The 16,013-nt window shown below is 66.0% G+C and carries 12 protein-coding genes; 8 read left to right on the plus strand and 4 right to left on the minus strand.

The genetic code is table 11. From position 1 onward, the window contains the following. The first annotated feature begins 17 nt into the window (after nt 1–17). Nucleotides 18–440, plus strand: coding sequence for a malonate transporter subunit MadL (gene madL / locus F3J44_RS17395; protein WP_167274384.1), 423 nt, complete (start codon nt 18–20; stop codon nt 438–440). Between the two features lie 2 nt (nt 441–442). After that, complete coding sequence (gene madM, locus F3J44_RS17400) at nt 443–1,207, plus strand: malonate transporter subunit MadM (RefSeq protein ID WP_085678325.1); 765 nt, start codon at nt 443–445, stop codon at nt 1,205–1,207. Nucleotides 1,208–1,400: 193 nt separating this feature from the next. Here the strand turns inward: madM and F3J44_RS17405 are convergent, their stop codons facing one another. After that, on the minus strand, nt 1,401–2,372 hold the full coding sequence (locus tag F3J44_RS17405) for a LysR substrate-binding domain-containing protein (protein WP_240158414.1): 972 nt from the start codon (nt 2,370–2,372) through the stop codon (nt 1,401–1,403). 133 nt (nt 2,373–2,505) lie between these two features. Here F3J44_RS17405 and F3J44_RS17410 point away from each other — a divergent pair, with 133 nt between their 5' ends. From F3J44_RS17410 to F3J44_RS17430, 5 genes are all read left to right on the plus strand, one after another. After that, a complete protein-coding gene (locus F3J44_RS17410; protein ID WP_167070717.1) occupies nt 2,506–3,354 on the plus strand; it encodes a helix-turn-helix transcriptional regulator in 849 nt (282 codons plus the stop codon). 85 nt (nt 3,355–3,439) lie between these two features. After that, nucleotides 3,440–4,834, plus strand: coding sequence for an aspartate aminotransferase family protein (locus F3J44_RS17415; RefSeq protein WP_167274387.1), 1,395 nt, complete (start codon nt 3,440–3,442; stop codon nt 4,832–4,834). 201 nt (nt 4,835–5,035) lie between these two features. Next, nucleotides 5,036–6,178, plus strand: coding sequence for a MexC family multidrug efflux RND transporter periplasmic adaptor subunit (locus F3J44_RS17420; protein ID WP_167070461.1), 1,143 nt, complete (start codon nt 5,036–5,038; stop codon nt 6,176–6,178). A 15-nt stretch (nt 6,179–6,193) separates the two neighbouring features. Then, entirely contained in the window at nt 6,194–9,334 is a 3,141-nt protein-coding gene (locus tag F3J44_RS17425; RefSeq protein ID WP_167274390.1) for an efflux RND transporter permease subunit, read from the plus strand. Then, complete coding sequence (locus tag F3J44_RS17430; protein ID WP_167274392.1) at nt 9,321–10,718, plus strand: efflux transporter outer membrane subunit; 1,398 nt, start codon at nt 9,321–9,323, stop codon at nt 10,716–10,718. Before F3J44_RS17425 ends, F3J44_RS17430 begins: the two co-directional genes overlap by 14 nt. A 152-nt stretch (nt 10,719–10,870) precedes the next feature. Here the strand turns inward: F3J44_RS17430 and F3J44_RS17435 are convergent, their stop codons facing one another. From F3J44_RS17435 to F3J44_RS17445, 3 genes are all read right to left on the minus strand, one after another. Then, nucleotides 10,871–11,428: a TetR/AcrR family transcriptional regulator gene (locus F3J44_RS17435; RefSeq protein ID WP_167274395.1), complete on the minus strand. Its 558-nt coding sequence runs from the start codon at nt 11,426–11,428 to the stop codon at nt 10,871–10,873. Between the two features lie 183 nt (nt 11,429–11,611). Next, nucleotides 11,612–13,612: a U32 family peptidase gene (locus tag F3J44_RS17440; RefSeq protein WP_167070469.1), complete on the minus strand. Its 2,001-nt coding sequence runs from the start codon at nt 13,610–13,612 to the stop codon at nt 11,612–11,614. A 130-nt stretch (nt 13,613–13,742) separates the two neighbouring features. Continuing rightward, nucleotides 13,743–14,621 (minus strand): LysR family transcriptional regulator, encoded by an 879-nt coding sequence (locus F3J44_RS17445; RefSeq protein WP_167274399.1) that lies wholly within the window; start codon nt 14,619–14,621, stop codon nt 13,743–13,745. A 13-nt stretch (nt 14,622–14,634) separates the two neighbouring features. Here F3J44_RS17445 and F3J44_RS17450 point away from each other — a divergent pair, with 13 nt between their 5' ends. Next, complete coding sequence (locus tag F3J44_RS17450) at nt 14,635–16,011, plus strand: CitMHS family transporter (RefSeq protein WP_167274402.1); 1,377 nt, start codon at nt 14,635–14,637, stop codon at nt 16,009–16,011. Nucleotides 16,012–16,013 lie beyond the last annotated feature (2 nt).

Genomic DNA, 16,013 nt, shown 5'->3' on the forward strand with positions numbered 1-16,013 from the left:
AGCTGAGGACAACAACAATGATCATCTATGGTGTGGCTCTGCTGGCGGTATGCACGCTGGCCGGCGTTATCGTCGGCGACTTCCTGGGCGTGCTGCTGGGCGTGAAATCCAATGTGGGTGGGGTCGGCATCGCCATGATCCTGCTGATCTGCGCACGGTTGTACATGCACCGCAACGGTGGCATGAGCAAGGAGTGCGAGTTCGGCGTCGGCTTCTGGGGCGCGATGTACATTCCAGTGGTGGTGGCCATGGCGGCCCAGCAGAACGTGGTGACTGCCCTGCACGGTGGGCCGGTGGCGTTGATCGCTGCCGTGGGCGCCGTGCTGGTATGCGGCCTGACCATCGCGGTGATCAGCCGCAGCCATCGTGGCGAACCCTTGCCGGCGCCTGATGCGCCCGAGGTTGCCGATGCGCAGGCCGTGCCTGCAGGAGGGCGCTGATCATGTGGCCGATCATTGACAATGCGTTGGAGCACAACGGCCTGATCACGGCCTTCGCGGTGGTGGGTGGGATCATGTGGTTGTCGGTGTTGCTGTCCAAGTACCTGACATTCGGCCGGGTGCACGGCTCGGCGATTGCCATCGTCATCGGCCTGGTGCTGGCCTGGGTGGGCGGCACCGTGACGGGCGGGCAGAAAGGCCTGGCCGACATGGCGCTGTTTTCCGGTATTGGGCTGATGGGCGGGGCGATGCTGCGCGACTTCGCCATCGTCGCCACGGCGTTCGAGGTGCAGGCCACCGAGGCGCGCAAGGCCGGGATGATTGGCGCCGTGTCGCTGCTGCTCGGGACGGTGCTGCCGTTCATCGTCGGTTGCGCGGTGGCCTACGCTTTTGGTTACCGCGACGCGGTGAGCATGACCACCATCGGTGCCGGGGCGGTGACCTATATCGTTGGCCCGGTGACCGGGGCGGCGCTGGGCGCGAGTTCGGACGTGGTGGCGCTGTCGATTGCCACCGGGTTGATCAAGGCGATTCTGGTGATGGTGTTCACCCCGGTGTCGGCGCGGCTGCTGGCGCTGGACAACCCGCGCTCGGCGATGGTGTTTGGTGGCTTGGCGGGCACGGTGTCGGGGGTGACAGCCGGGTTGGCGGCGACTGATCGGCGGCTGGTGCCCTATGGCGCGTTGACCGCCACCTTCCATACCGGGTTGGGGTGCCTGATGGGGCCTTCGGTTCTGTATTTCTGTGTCAGGGGCTTGGTCGGTTAGTGCCGGCATTCCCTGTAGGAGCGGGCTTGCCCCGCGAACACCGGCGCAGCCGGTGCCATGCCCCGCGTCGCCTGCTTCGCGGGTCAAGCCCGCTCCTACAGCGGCGTTCTGAGCCGCGAAGCTGAAACCTTGGGGGCGCTACGCGCCCCATCGCGAGCTGCGCTCGCTCCTACCGAAGCGGCGCTGGCCTGGCTCAATTCTCACGGCTGTACATCCGGCATTCAGCCAGCAACGCCAGCAGGTTCGGCTCCCGCTCCCGGGCCTTCAGGAACACCACGCCAATATGCTGCTGCAGCCGGTACCGCGCCTGCAGCGCAATCAGCTTCACGCGGTTCTCGTACACTGCCGCGATCCGCCCGGGCAGCAGGGCGAAGCCCACGCCCGAGCTGACCATGCTCAGCAGGGTGAAGATATCGTTCACCTGCATCGCCACCTTCGGCTCGAAGCCGGCCTGCTGAAACACCCGGGCGCCGTCGCGGTGGGTGGCGAAGCCTTGGGTCAGGGTGATGAAGGTGGAGTCGGCCAAGTCCGCCAGGTCCACTTCCTGCTGCTCGGCAAAGGGCGAGTCGGTGGGCACGGCCAGGAAAATGTCGTCGGAAAACAGCGGCAGCTGTTCACAGGCAGGGTCTGCCACGCTTTCGTCCAGCGACACCAGGATCGCTTCCAGTTCGTGGTTCTTCAGCCGTTGCAGCAAGTCGACGTTCGAACCCAGGGTGAGGTCGATGTTCAGCTCGCTGCGCCGCAGCTTCAGGCCCATCACCAGCTTGGGCACGGTTTTCACCGTCAGCGAGTACAGCGCCCCCAGGCGAAAGCGCTCGGCGTAGAAGCCCGCTGCCTCGCGGGTTTGGCGCACCATCTGTTCGGCGTCCTGGATCAGCTGGCGGGCTTTTTTCTCCAGTACATAGGCGCTTTCCAGGGGAATCAGCTGGCGGCCCTCGTGTTTGAACAGCGGGCAGCGCAGGGCGCTTTCCAGGGAATGGATGGCCCGGTGTACGCTCACCGCGCTGGTGGACAGCTCGGCGGCGGCGCGGCCCAGGTTGCCGCTGCGCATGAAGGCGAGGAAGGTTTCCAGCTTCTTCAGGGTCAGTTCTTCGTCGATCAACATGTTCGGCCCTGGTAGTGAGGTGGGGTCGATGATGCCATAGGGCGCCGCTTTGCGGCGCATCGCGAGCTGCGCTCGCTCCTACGGGGGCGTGCGTAGGATGGGGGGGCACGGCCTCACCCCGAAGGGTGATGGTCCGCCTGGCAAGCGCGTGCAAGAATCCCAACCACAACAACCCCGGCATGGGACCACGACAATGAGCAAAGACCGGCTGAAATCGCCCGACTGGTACGCGCAGATGGCCCGTGTCGTCGACGCCCAGGGTTCGCCGGGCTTCGTCGAGGCGCTGTTCGCCGCGCTCAAGCTGATTGCCCCGTGCCAGGCCATCACCGTGTTCCTCTACCCACGCAAGGGCCTGCCTTCGGCGTTGTTCGAAAAAGACGAGGAAGGCCCGTGGTTGCCCGAAGGCAACATCCACAAATACCTCGAAGGCTACTACCTGCTGTGCCCGTTCTACCGCGCCTGCATGGACGGGATCGCTCCCGGTTGCTACCGCCTGAGCGATGTCGCCCCCGACCACTTCAAGCGCAGCGAGTATTACCTGGCGTTCTACCAGCACGCGCACCTTGAAGACGAACTGAACTTCATCGTGCCCCTGGACGAACACCTGACCATCGCCGTGGCCCTGGCCAGCACCCGCCGCCTGGACCGCCAGCAGGTCAACGACCTCAAGTGCGTGGCGCCCTGGGTGGTGGCCAGCGTGCGCCGCCAGTGGGGGCACCTGGACGTGGACGCCCTGGGCGGGCGCTTCGAAAGTGCCTTGGGCCGGCAGATCAACGCCGCACTGAACAACTTTGGCTCGTCCCTGCTCACCGAGCGCGAGTGCCGCATCGCCCAGTACCTGCTGCGTGGCCACTCCACCCGTTCCCTGGCCGAGCGCCTGGGCATCAGCGAGGACACGGTGAAGACCCACCGCAAGAACCTCTACACCAAGCTCGACATCGCCAAGCAGTCCGAGCTGTTTTCGCTGTTCATCGACTCGCTCGCCCAGGCCCAGGAAGGCCTGAGCAAAGACCCGTTGGAAAGCTACCTGCGAAGGCGCTGAACGCGCCGCTACCCCTCAAACGTTTTTTACTGTCAGCGGTCTGGCAGGGACAACTGCATGCCGCGTTTCACCCTGGAGAACAACAATGAACGCACCGTTCAAAGCCCAGCTGCACGCCCAGCGCGATACCCGTGACTACCAGGCCGGCGATGCCGCCCACCATATCCATGCCTTCCTCGACCAGAAGGCGCTGAATGCCGAAGGCCCGCGGGTGATGGTGGGCGGCGAGCGCCTGCACCTGTGGGACAGCGACGGCAAGCGCTACCTGGACGGCATGTCCGGCCTGTGGTGCACCCAGCTCGGCTACGGGCGCAAGGACCTCACCACCGCCGCCGCTGCGCAGATGGACCAGCTGGCCTACTACAACATGTTCTTCCACACCACCCACCCGGCGGTGATCGAGCTGTCCGAGTTGCTGTTCAGCCTGCTGCCGGGCCACTACAGCCACGCCATCTACACCAACTCCGGCTCCGAGGCCAACGAGGTGCTGATCCGAACCGTACGCCGTTACTGGCAGGTGGTCGGCCAGCCAGCCAAGAAGATCATGATCGGCCGCTGGAACGGCTACCACGGCTCGACCCTGGCGGCCACGGCGCTGGGCGGCATGAAGTTCATGCACGAAATGGGCGGGATGATCCCGGACGTGGCGCACATCGACGAGCCGTACTGGTACGCCGCCGGGGGCGAGCTGACCCCGGCCGAGTTCGGCCGCCGCTGCGCCCTGCAACTGGAAGAGAAGATTCTTGAACTGGGCGCCGAGAACGTCGCGGGCTTTATCGCCGAGCCGTTCCAGGGCGCAGGCGGGATGATCTTCCCGCCGGAAAGCTACTGGCCGGAGATTCAGCGCATCTGCCGCCAATACGACGTGCTGCTGTGCGCCGACGAGGTGATTGGGGGCTTTGGCCGCACCGGCGAATGGTTCGCCCATGAATACTTCGGCTTCCAGCCCGACACCCTGTCGATCGCCAAGGGCCTGACCTCGGGCTACGTGCCCATGGGCGGCCTGGTGCTGAGCCAGCGCATTGCCGAGGCCCTGGTGGAACGGGGCGGGGTGTTCGCCCACGGCCTGACCTATTCCGGGCACCCGGTGGCGGCGGCGGTGGCGATTGCCAATCTCAAGGCGCTGCGCGACGAAGGCATCGTGCGCCAGGTGAAGGAGGATACCGGGCCTTACCTGCAGCGGATCCTGCGCGAGGTGTTTGCCAATCACCCGCTGATTGGCCAGGTACAGGGCGCTGGATTGGTGGCGGCGTTGCAGTTTGCCGAGGACAAGGGCAGCCGCAAGCGGTACGCCAACGAGAATGACCTGGCGTGGCAGTGCCGGACCTATGGGTTCGAGGAAGGGGTGATCATTCGCTCGACCCTGGGCCGGATGATCATGGCGCCGGCGTTGGTGGCCAACCATGGGGAGCTGGATGAGTTGGTGGAGAAGACCCGCATCGCGGTGGACCGGACGGCGCGGGGGTTGGGATTGTTGTAAGGGGCGGGGCCGCTTTGCGGCCCATCGCGACCTTTGGTCGCTCCTACGCAAGGCGTGCGTTCACATCCCTCCCTGTAGGAGCGAGCAAAGCTCGCGAACGCTTCACAAATATTCACAAAGTTTCAAATGAGACAAAATTGACTCATTAAGCCTCCAGAAATATCATTCGGGCCGTTTTTCTCTAAATAGCTCGGGTGAATCATGCGCCACTTGCGTGCACTAGGACTGGTCAGCTGCTTGGCCGCTGCCGTTGCGTTAGCCGGCTGCGACGAACAGCAAGCGCCAGCGTCCGCCGCCAACACCACCATTCCCGTCCAGACCGTCACCGTCGCCAGCGAACCGCTGGCCCTGGCCTCGACCCTGCCTGGCCGGGTCGAACCCATGCGGGTGGCGGAAGTCCGCGCCCGGGTGGCCGGAATCGTCCTGCACAAACGTTTCGAAGAGGGCGCCGACGTCAAGGCCGGCGATGTGCTGTTCCAGATCGACCCCGCGCCGTTCAAGGCCGCGCTGTCGCGTGCCGAAGGCGAGCTGGCCCGTGCCCAGTCGGTGATGCTCGAAGCCCAGGCGCGGGTGCGCCGCTACCAGCCGCTGGTGAAGATCGAGGCGGTCAGCCAGCAAGACTTCGACAAGGCCAGTGCCGACCTGCGCAGCGGCCAGGCGGCCGTGCGCTCGGCCCAGGCCGATGTCGAAACGGCGCGCCTTAACCTTGGCTATGCCACGGTCAAGGCGCCCATCTCCGGCCGGATCGGCCGCGCCCTGGTCACCGAAGGTGCGCTGGTGGGGCAGGGCGACGCCACGCTGATGGCGCGCGTGCAGCAACTCGACCCGATCTACGTCGACTTCACCCAATCCGCCGCCGACGCCCTGCGTTTGCGCCAGGCGCTCAAGGACGGCGAACTGGCCGCCGGCGACAACCCCGCGCTGACAGCCCGGGTCGAAGGCACCGATTATCAACGCCAGGGCACGCTGATGTTCACTGACGTGGCCGTTGACCGTGGCACTGGCCAGGTCACCCTGCGCGGGCGTTTCGACAACGCCGACGGCATCCTGCTGCCGGGCATGTACGTGCGCGTGCTGACGCCCCAGGGCACCGACAACCAGGCCATCCTGGTGCCGCAACGCGCCATCCAGCGCGGTAGCGATGGCGAGGCGCGGGTACTGCTGGTGGGCACCGGTGGCATCGCCGAGGCCCGTGCCGTGCGCACCGGCGCCATGCACGGTGCGCGCTGGCAGGTCACCGAGGGCCTGCGCCCGGGCGACCAGGTGATCGTTGGCAGCCCGGCGGGCCTGGCCCCCGGCATGCCCGTGGCACCGGCCGCCGCGCAACACGCAGCGGCGCGCTGAGGCGAGGAGCACGAGATGTCCAAGTTCTTCATCAAGCGGCCGAATTTCGCCTGGGTCATGGCCCTGTTCATTTCCCTGGCCGGGTTGCTGGTAATCCCCATGCTGCCGGTGGCCCAGTACCCCAACGTGGCGCCGCCGCAAATCACCATCACCGCCACCTACCCGGGCGCCTCTGCCAAGGTGCTGGTGGAGTCGGTCACCAGCATCATCGAGGAGTCGCTCAACGGCGCCAAGAACCTGCTGTACTTCGAGTCCACCAACAACTCCAACGGCATGGCCGAGGTGGTGGCCACCTTCGAGCCGGGCACCGACCCGGAACTGGCCCAGGTGGACGTGCAGAACCGCCTGAAGAAAGCCGAGGCGCGCATGCCGCAGGCGGTCACCACCCAGGGTATCCAGGTGGAACAGACCAGCGCCGGCTTCTTGCTGATCTACGCCCTGAGCTACAAGGATGGCGCCGGCAAGGCCGATACCACGGCCCTGGGCGACTACGCCGCACGCAACATCAACAACGAACTGCGCCGCGTGCCGGGCGTGGGCAAGCTGCAGTTCTTCTCCTCGGAAGCGGCCATGCGCGTGTGGGTCGACCCGCAGAAACTGGTGGGTTTCGGCCTGTCGATCGATGACGTGAGCAACGCCATTCGCGGGCAGAACGTGCAGGTGCCGGCCGGCAGCTTCGGCAGTGCGCCAGGCAGCAGCGAACAGGAACTGACCGCCACCCTGGCGGTGCAGGGCACCCTTGACGACCCCGAGGCCTTCGGCCGCGTGCTGCTGCGCGCCAACCCCGACGGCTCGCAGGTAACCCTGGCCGATGTCGCCCGGCTGGAAGTGGGCCTGGAAAGCTACAACTTCTCCTCGCGCCTGGACGGCAAGCCGGCGGTGGCCGGCGCGGTGCAGCTGGCGCCCGGTGCCAACGCGCTGAAAACCGCCGAGCGGGTCAAGGAACGTTTGGCCGAGCTGAGCGAGTTCTTCCCCGAAGGCGTCGAGTATTCGGTGCCCTACGACACCTCGCGCTTCGTCGACGTGGCCATCGAGAAGGTGATCCATACCCTGATCGAGGCCATGGTCCTGGTGTTCCTGGTGATGTTCCTGTTCCTGCAGAACATCCGCTACACCCTGATCCCGTCGATCGTGGTGCCGGTGTGCCTGCTCGGTACGCTGATGGTGATGAAGTTGCTGGGCTTCTCGGTGAACATGATGACCATGTTCGGCATGGTGCTGGCCATTGGCATTCTGGTCGACGACGCCATCGTGGTGGTGGAAAACGTCGAGCGGATCATGGCCGAAGAAGGGCTGCCGCCAGCCCAGGCCACGGTCAAGGCCATGGGCCAGGTGTCGGGGGCGATCATCGGCATCACCCTGGTGTTGTCGGCGGTGTTCCTGCCACTGGCGTTCATGGCAGGTTCCGTGGGGGTGATCTACCAGCAGTTCTCGCTGTCGCTGGCGGTATCCATTCTGTTCTCGGGCTTCCTGGCGCTTACCTTCACCCCGGCGCTGTGCGCCACCCTGCTCAAGCCGGTGGCCCCGGGGCACCATGAGAAGCGCGGGTTCTTCGGCGCTTTCAACCGTGGTTTCGCCCGCCTGACCGAGCGCTACTCGGGCATGAACGGCGCGCTGGTCAAGCGTGCTGGCCGCTACATGCTGGTGTACGCCGGGATCCTGGCGATGCTGGGCTACTTCTACCTGCGCCTGCCCGAATCGTTCGTGCCGGTGGAAGACCAAGGCTACGCCATCGTCGACGTGCAGCTGCCGCCGGGCGCCAGCCGCGTGCGCACCGATGCCACCGGCCAAGCGCTGGAGCAGTTCCTGATGTCACGCGAGGCATTGGCGTCGGCATTCGTGGTCAGCGGCTTCAGTTTCTCGGGCATGGGCGAGAACGCCGCGCTGGCATTCCCCACCTACAAGGACTGGTCGCTGCGCGGCAAGGACCAGTCGGTGGACGCCGAAACCGTGGCCATCAACGCCCGCTTTGCCGGCCATGACGACGGCACGATCATGGCGGTCAACCCGCCGCCCATCGACGGCCTGGGCAACTCCGGCGGCTTTGCCCTGCGCCTGCTCGACCGTGGCGGCCTGGGCCGCGAAGCCTTGCTGGCGGCACGTGACCAGTTGCTGGGCCAGGCCAATGGCAACCCGGTGATTCTCTACGCGATGATGGAAGGCCTGGCCGAAGCACCGCAACTGCGGGTGGCGATCGACCGTGAAAAGGCCCGTGCCCTGGGTGTGAGCTTCGAGAGCATCAATAGCACCCTGGCCACGGCGTTCGGCTCGGCGGTAATCAACGACTTCACCAACGCCGGCCGCCAGCAGCGCGTGGTGGTGCAGGCCGAGCAGGGCGAGCGGATGACCCCGGAAAGCGTGCTGCGCCTGTACGCGCCCAATGCCAATGGCCAGCAGGTGCCGTTCAGCAGCTTCGTCACCACCCATTGGGAGGAAGGGCCGGTGCAAATCGTGCGCTACAACGGCTACCCGTCCATCCGCATCGCCGGCGACGCTGCGCCGGGCCACAGCACCGGCCAGGCCATGGCTGAGATGGAGCGCCTGGCCAGTGCGCTGCCGCCGGGCATCGGCTATGCCTGGACGGGCCTGTCATACCAGGAAAAGGTGTCCAGCGGCCAGGCGGGCAGCCTGTTCGCCCTGGCCATCCTGGTGGTGTTCCTGCTGCTGGTGGCGTTGTACGAAAGCTGGGCGATCCCGTTGACGGTGATGCTGATCGTGCCCATCGGCGCCCTTGGCGCGGTGCTGGCGGTGATGGTGACCGGCTTGCCCAACGATGTGTACTTCAAGGTTGGCCTGATCACCATCATTGGCCTGGCGGCGAAGAACGCGATCCTGATCGTCGAGTTCGCCAAGGAGCTGTGGGAGAAGGGCTACAGCCTGCGTGACGCTGCCATCGAGGCTGCACGCCTGCGTTTCCGGCCGATCGTGATGACCTCCATGGCGTTCATCCTCGGCGTGGTGCCCCTGGCGCTTGCCAGCGGCGCCGGCGCGGCCAGCCAGCGCGCCATTGGTACCGGGGTGATCGGCGGCATGCTCAGCGCCACCTTGCTGGGCGTGGTGTTCGTGCCGATCTGTTTCGTCTGGGTGCTGTCGCTGCTCAAGCGCAAGCCGGCCCCGCAAACCCACGCTGGCGAGGTGACTGATGCGCATGCGTAATGTGTTGCTGCCGTTCGCCCTGGCCTTGCTGGCCAGCGGCTGCTCGCTGGCGCCCACCTACCAGCGCCCCGAGGCGCCCGTGGCGCGCCAGTGGCAGGCTGCGCCAGAGCAGCCAGGGCAGGCCGTGGATGGCCTGGATTGGCAGGCGTTCATCGTCGACCCGGCCTTGCGCCAGCTGGTGGGCACGGCGCTGGACAACAACCGCTCGCTGCGCCAGACCCTGCTGGACATCGAGCAGGCCCGGGCGCAGTACCGGATTCAGCGGGCCGACCGGGTGCCGGGTTTGAGTGCTGGCGCTTCCGGTAACCGGCAGCGGGTACCGGCCAGCCTGGCCAGTGATGGATCGGGCGGCGTCACCAGCACCTACCAGGTGGGGGGGTCGTTGCCGGAGTACGAAGTCGACCTGTTCGGCAGGGTGAAAAGCCTTAGCGATGCGGCACTGGAGCAGTACCTGGCCACTGAAGAAGCCGGGCGCGCGGCACGTATCGCGCTGATTGGCGAGGTCAGCCAGGCGTACCTGAGCCTGGATGGCGCCGAGCGGCGGCTGGCGTTGACCCGCCAGGCCCTGGCCAGCCGTGAAGATTCGTTGGCCTTGATCGGCCAGCGCCGCACTGCCGGTGAGGCCACCGCGCTGGATCACCAGGAGGCCCTGGGCCTGGTCGAGCAGGCCCGCGCCGAGCTTGAAAGCAACCTGCGCCAGCAGCGCCAGGCGCGCAATGCCTTGGTGCTGCTGGTGGGCAGCGCGCAGGCGGTGATCCCGGCCCAGCGGCAAACGGCGCCCAGTGTGTTGCAGGACATCGCGCCCGGCGCGCCGTCGGCGCTGCTTGAGCGGCGGCCCGATATCCTCGCCGCCGAGCACCGGCTGCGGGCACGCAACGCCGACATTGGTGCGGCGCGGGCGGCGTTTTTCCCGCGCATCAGCCTGACCGGTAACTTCGGCACGTCGAGTGCGCAGGTGTCGGGCTTGTTCGACGGTGGTTCGCGCAGTTGGGCCTTCATGCCGCAGTTGTCGGTGCCGCTGTTCGATGCCGGGCGCAACCGCGCCGGGCTCAGTTTGGCCGAGGCGCGCAAGGATGCGGCGGTGGCGGCCTATGAGGGCGCCATCCAGGCGGCCTTCCGCGAGGTGGCCGATGCGCTGGCGGCCACGGATACGCTGCGGCGCGAAGAGGTGGCGCGGCGCTCGCTGGCCGAAACCAGCCGGGCCACGCTGGCTTTGGCCAAGGCCCGGTATGAAGGTGGAATCGACAGCCACCTGCGCTACCTGGATGCGCAGCGCAGTGATTTTGTGAACGAGGCGGCGTATATCGAGGCCAGTACCCAGCGGCAGCTGGCGTTGGTCGACCTGTTCCGCGCGCTGGGCGGTGGGTGGCCGGCGCGGGGCTGAATACAGGCTCCTTTGGTTGGGTGATCCGGCCGGTTTGGCCCCTGGGACTTGTGCCCAGGGGCCTTTTTTTTGTGCCGGAACGCGCGCCGCAGGCGGCGCATCGCGAGCTTTGCACAGGCCCCGTAGGAGCGAGCGCAGCTCGCGATCCTCGGTCAAACTCCGGCCATGGCCCCATGCAAAAACAGCTGCTCCAGCGCCACCGCCGAATTGGCACTGGCCGCTCGCCCGCGGCGCTCGGCATCGACCATGCCGTAGATCTGGGTAATGAACATCTCGGTAAACACCGCTGCGCTGATGTCGATGCGCAACACCCCCAACTGCTGCGCACGCAGGAAGAAGCCATCCATCGCCTGGGTATAGGCCAGCCAACGGCGGTCTTCGCTGTCGCCCAACAGGGTGTCGGGGCGGTACTGGAACATCAGGAACACCAGCATTTCACGGTGCTTGAGGTGTTCGGCAATCAGGTGGCGCACGGCATCCAGTGGCTCGGCTGTGCCCAGCGCGGCGTTGCTGATGACCTGGTTGAGCACCTGCTCGCCGTGGTCTTCGAGCATCGCCACCAGGTTGTCACGGGTGCCGCAGAAGCGGTGCAGGGTGGCCTTGCTGACACCGGCGGTTTCCGCCAGCTCCTTGAGGGTGGCGCGGGGGTGGACCACGATGGCGTGGGCCAGGGCCTTGAGCAGGCGTTCGTCGTGGGGGGTGGGTTGCATCAGGGGGCCTCGCAGGGGTGGCATGCTTGGCATTGTGCAGGAAATAGGTGGGGGATCAAGGTTTGGTGTCTCATATGAGACATTTTTGTGTCTTTGCCGGCCTCTTCGCGGGGCAAGCCCGCTCCTACACAAGGCCGTGTAGGAGCGGGCTTGCCCCGCGAAAGGGCCCTTACAGGCTATAGATCAATGCGGCGCACGCGGAATGGTCTTGAGTAGATCTTCCGGGCTGATGTGCCCCACCACCTGGGCCACCGCGCTACCCGGCGTCGGCAGATCGATGATGTGGCTTTTCATCTTGCCCACCACGTGCATCTCGCAGGGCTTGCAGTCGAACTTCAGGGTCAGTACCTCATCACCCTGAATCAGCTGCATCGGCGCCACCTTGGTCCGCACGCCAGTCACGCCCTTGGCCTGCTTGGGGCACAGGTTGAAAGAGAAACGCAGGCAGTGCTTGGTAATCATCACCGGCACTTCGCCGTGTTCCTCGTGGGCTTCGTACGCAGCGTCGATCAATTGCACGCCATGGCGGTGGTAGAAGTCGCGGGCCTTCTGGTTGTACACGTTGGCCAGGAACGACAGGTGCGATTCCGGGTACACCGGGGGCGGCGTGGTTTCTGCCTTGCGCGCACCGCGTGGGTGGGCTTTCACCCGGGCTTCGGTCAGCGCCTCGATGGCTTCGCGGCGCAGGGCCTTGAGCTGCGAGTTGGGGATGAAATACGCCTGGGGCGCATCCAGCTCGATGGCATTGGCGTGGTACATCGTGGTGCCCAACTGGCCGAGCAGGTCGTGCAATTGCTCCAGCGCTTGCTGCGGCTTGTTGGCCGCGCCGAACGGGCCATCCAGCGCCACTTGCACGCTGACGCCTTCTTCGCTGCTGACGGTGAGCATCAGGCGCTGCTCGCGCAGCACCGCGTGCCATTCCACGCCCACCCGGCGTTCGGCCGAGGTGCGCTGCAGGGCCTGTTGCCAGTTATGGTCGAGGTTGCGCGACAACGGGTGGTTCGGGCGCAGCTTGTGCAGGCCCTCGGGCATCTCGTTGGGCTCGACGCGGTAGCGGTAGCGCTTCTGGCCGTCTTCCTCGAACTCGCCACGGGGCTCGGCGATGTTGGCGCGGAAACCCACCACCTCACGCTTGACCAGTACGTTGAGGCCGTCGCCGTTGGTCAGCGGCACCTCGGTGACCACCTGCATGTCACGCTTGCCGACTTTCTCCACCACACCCACCGGCAGGCCGGTGAAGGTTGGCGAGTCGAAGGCGCCAATGTCGACCTTGCGGTCGGTGACGAAGTAGTCGGTGCTGCCGCGGTGGAAGGTTTTGTCCGGGTCGGGCACGAAGAAGTGCTCGGTACGGCCGCTGGAAGCGCGGGCCAGTTCCGGGCGGCCTTCGAGGATGGCGTCGAGTTCCTTGCGGTAGTGGGCGGTGATGTTCTTCACATAGCCCACGTCCTTGTAGCGGCCTTCGATCTTGAACGAGCGCACGCCAGCATCGACCAGGTCGGCCAGGTTGGCGGTCTGGTTGTTGTCCTTCATCGACAGCAGGTGCTTTTCGAAGGCAACCACGCGGCCCTGGTCGTCCTTGAGGGTGTAGGGCAGGCGGCAGGCCTGGGAGCAGTCACCGCGGTTGGCGCTGCGCCCGGTCTGGGCGTGGGAGATGTTGCACTGGCCGGAGAAGGCCACACACAGCGCACCGTGGATGAAGAACTCGATGGCCGCGTCGGTTTCGGCGGCGATGGCGCGGATTTGCTGCAGGTTCAGCTCACGGGCCAGCACCAGCTGGGAGAACCCGGCCTGGTCGAGGAACTTGGCCCGTTCCAGGGTGCGGATGTCGGTCTGGGTACTGGCGTGCAGTTCGATCGGCGGGATGTCCAGTTCCATCACCCCCAGGTCCTGCACGATCAGTGCGTCGACACCGGCGTCGTAGAGCTGGTGGATCAGCTTGCGCGCTGGCTCCAGTTCGTTGTCGTGAAGGATGGTGTTGATGGTGGTGAACACCCGGGCATGGTAGCGCCGGGCGAACTCGACCAGCTCGGCGATTTCGCCGACCTCGTTGCAGGCGTTGTGCCGTGCGCCGAAGCTTGGGCCGCCGATATAGATGGCATCAGCACCGTGCAGGATCGCCTCGCGGGCGATGGTCACGTCACGGGCAGGGCTGAGCAGTTCCAGGTGATTCTTTGGAAGGGACATGTCGTTATAGGTTCGGGCTGTCACGGTTAGGGCGGCATTGTAGCGGGGTTCGGGGCCGGAGGCATCATTGGGTGCCCAGAGGTGCATGGCAGGCTTGGCCTCTTCGCGGGGCAAGCACAAACAACACCCTCTAGAGCCGGATACCTTTCAGGCACTCCACCAACCGCAACGCCGCCGGCGACAAGCTGCTTTCGCTACGGGTAATCACCCCAAGCTCGCGCTCCAGCCCCGGCTCATCCAGCTGCCTGCGCACCAGCCGTTGCTCGCCGTCATCGGCCGACTCCGGCAGCAAGGCAATTCCCAGCCCATTGCGTACCAACGCCAGTACCGTGGACATGTAGTTGGCCTCCATCGCCGCACGCAGGACCAGCCCGCGGTCGCGGAATACCTGTTCGATCTGCGCCCGCACGCTGCTGTCACGGCCGGTCAGGATCATGGGTTGGCCGTCCAGGTCGCCCAGGCTGACCTCGCCCCGGGCCAGCGGGTGATCGGTGGGCACGAACAGGCACAGGCGGTCGTGCAGCAGTGGCGCGAATGCCAGGCCGTGGCCCAACCCGGCACGCACGCCCAGGCCGAAGTCGACATCGCCATCGCGCACGCGCTCGGTGATGCGCTCGGCCACCAGGTCACGCAGGCGTACCTCGATACCGGGAAAGCCCTGGCGAAACACTGCCAGCCGCTCAGGCAAGGCGCCGGCACAGAGCGATGGCAGGGCCGCGACGGTCACCACGCCACGGCGGATGGCCGCCAGGTCCTGGCTGGCATTGACGATATTACCCAGGTCCAGCAGCAGCTTCTCCATGGCCGGCAAGGCTTCGCGCCCGGCCGCCGTCAGCGCCACATGGCGCGGGCTGCGTTCGAGCAGGGCGACGCCCAGCCAGCCTTCCAGTTGGCGAATCTGTACGGTCAGCGCCGAGGGCGACAGGTGCAGGTCGTCGGCGGCGCGGGCGAAGTTGCCGCGCTGGGCAACGGTGAGAAAGGCGCGAATGTGCTGCAGAGCATTCTTCATTTTGTTTTTTCGAATGTGCCTGGCGTTAAATTGCAATTTACACCTAGCCCGGCGCATCCCGATACTCGGGGCAACAACAAAAACAAGCCGGAGTCTTCCCATGCTCGCCCTCTACGGCGTCATTACCATTGTGTCCCTGCTGGTTGCTGTGATGAGCAAGCGCATCTCGCCCCTGGTGGCGCTGATCGCGTTCCCCGTGGTTGCCGCACTGCTGGCCGGCTACGGCCTGCAAACCAGCGGTTTCATCCTGACCGGTATCAAGAACGTTGCGCCGGTGGTGGGCATGTTCATCTTCGCCATCCTGTTCTTCGGGGTGATGACCGATGCCGGCATGCTCGACCCGATCATCGACCGCATCCTGCGCGCCGTGGGTACGCGGCCAACGCGCATCGTCTGCGGCACCGCCTTGTTGGCGCTGCTGGTGCACCTGGACGGCTCGGGCGCGGTGACCTTCCTGGTGACGGTGCCCGCCATGCTGCCGCTGTATACCCGCCTGGGCATCGACCGGCGGGTGCTGGCCTGCGTCGCGGCCATGGCCGCCGGGGTCAACTTCCTGCCCTGGACCGGGCCTGTGCTGCGCTCGTCCGCTGCGCTGCACGTGCCGGTGGCCGACCTGTTCCAGCCGCTGATTCCGGTGCAACTGGTGGGCCTGGCGTTCGTCTTCACCTGCGCCTGGTGGCTGGGCCGGCGGGAGGAAAAACGCTTGGGGCTGCTGGCCGGCAGCGACATCGCCGCGCCACAGCGGGTGCTGACCGGCGAGGAGCAGGCTCTGCGCCGCCCGCGCATGTTCTGGCCGAACCTGCTGCTGACCGTATTGGTGATGGCGGTGATGATTGCCGGCTGGGTCGACCCGGTGGTGATGTTCATGCTGGGCACGGTGGCCGCGCTGTGCCTGAACTACCCGCGTGTCGACCAGCAGCGCGAGCGCATCGATGCCCACGCCAAGACGGCATTGACCATGGCCAGCATCCTCCTCGCCGCTGGGGTGTTCACCGGCATCATGCAAGGCACCGGCATGCTCAAGGCCATGGCTGAGGTGGCCGTGCAGCAGATTCCGCCGGGCCACGGCAAGCTGATCCCGGCGCTGGTGGGCTTCGTGTCGATGCCCCTGAGCCTGCTGTTCGACCCGGACTCGTTCTACTTCGGCGTCATGCCGGTGATCGCCGAAGTGGGCCGCTCACTGGGCGTGGACCCGCTGCAGGTCGCCCAAGCTTCGCTGCTGGGCGTGCACACCACAGGCTTCCCAGTCAGCCCGCTGACCCCCGCGACCTTCCTGTTGGTGGGCCTGTGCAAGCTCGACCTTGCCGACCACCAGCGCTTCACCCTGCCATTTCTGTTCGCCGCGTCGGTGCTGATGACCCTGACCGCGCTGGCATTGGGAGTTTTCTGAAC

This window comes from Pantoea sp. Tr-811, assembly GCF_011752535.1.
Taxonomy (GTDB): Bacteria; Pseudomonadota; Gammaproteobacteria; order Pseudomonadales; family Pseudomonadaceae; genus Aquipseudomonas.

What these genes read in the sequence shown, in the direction of transcription:
- F3J44_RS17440 (WP_167070469.1), bottom strand. Translation starts at nt 13,612, where the DNA reads ATGTCCCTTCCAAAGAATCACCTGGAACTGCTCAGCCCTGCCCGTGAC.
- F3J44_RS17435 (WP_167274395.1), bottom strand. Translation starts at nt 11,428, where the DNA reads ATGCAACCCACCCCCCACGACGAACGCCTGCTCAAGGCCCTGGCCCAC.
- F3J44_RS17420 (WP_167070461.1), top strand. Translation starts at nt 5,036, where the DNA reads ATGCGCCACTTGCGTGCACTAGGACTGGTCAGCTGCTTGGCCGCTGCC.
- F3J44_RS17415 (WP_167274387.1), top strand. Translation starts at nt 3,440, where the DNA reads ATGAACGCACCGTTCAAAGCCCAGCTGCACGCCCAGCGCGATACCCGT.
- madL (WP_167274384.1), top strand. Translation starts at nt 18, where the DNA reads ATGATCATCTATGGTGTGGCTCTGCTGGCGGTATGCACGCTGGCCGGC.
- madM (WP_085678325.1), top strand. Translation starts at nt 443, where the DNA reads ATGTGGCCGATCATTGACAATGCGTTGGAGCACAACGGCCTGATCACG.
- F3J44_RS17410 (WP_167070717.1), top strand. Translation starts at nt 2,506, where the DNA reads ATGAGCAAAGACCGGCTGAAATCGCCCGACTGGTACGCGCAGATGGCC.
- F3J44_RS17425 (WP_167274390.1), top strand. Translation starts at nt 6,194, where the DNA reads ATGTCCAAGTTCTTCATCAAGCGGCCGAATTTCGCCTGGGTCATGGCC.
- F3J44_RS17450 (WP_167274402.1), top strand. Translation starts at nt 14,635, where the DNA reads ATGTGCCTGGCGTTAAATTGCAATTTACACCTAGCCCGGCGCATCCCG.
- F3J44_RS17445 (WP_167274399.1), bottom strand. Translation starts at nt 14,621, where the DNA reads ATGAAGAATGCTCTGCAGCACATTCGCGCCTTTCTCACCGTTGCCCAG.
- F3J44_RS17405 (WP_240158414.1), bottom strand. Translation starts at nt 2,372, where the DNA reads ATGCGCCGCAAAGCGGCGCCCTATGGCATCATCGACCCCACCTCACTA.
- F3J44_RS17430 (WP_167274392.1), top strand. Translation starts at nt 9,321, where the DNA reads ATGCGCATGCGTAATGTGTTGCTGCCGTTCGCCCTGGCCTTGCTGGCC.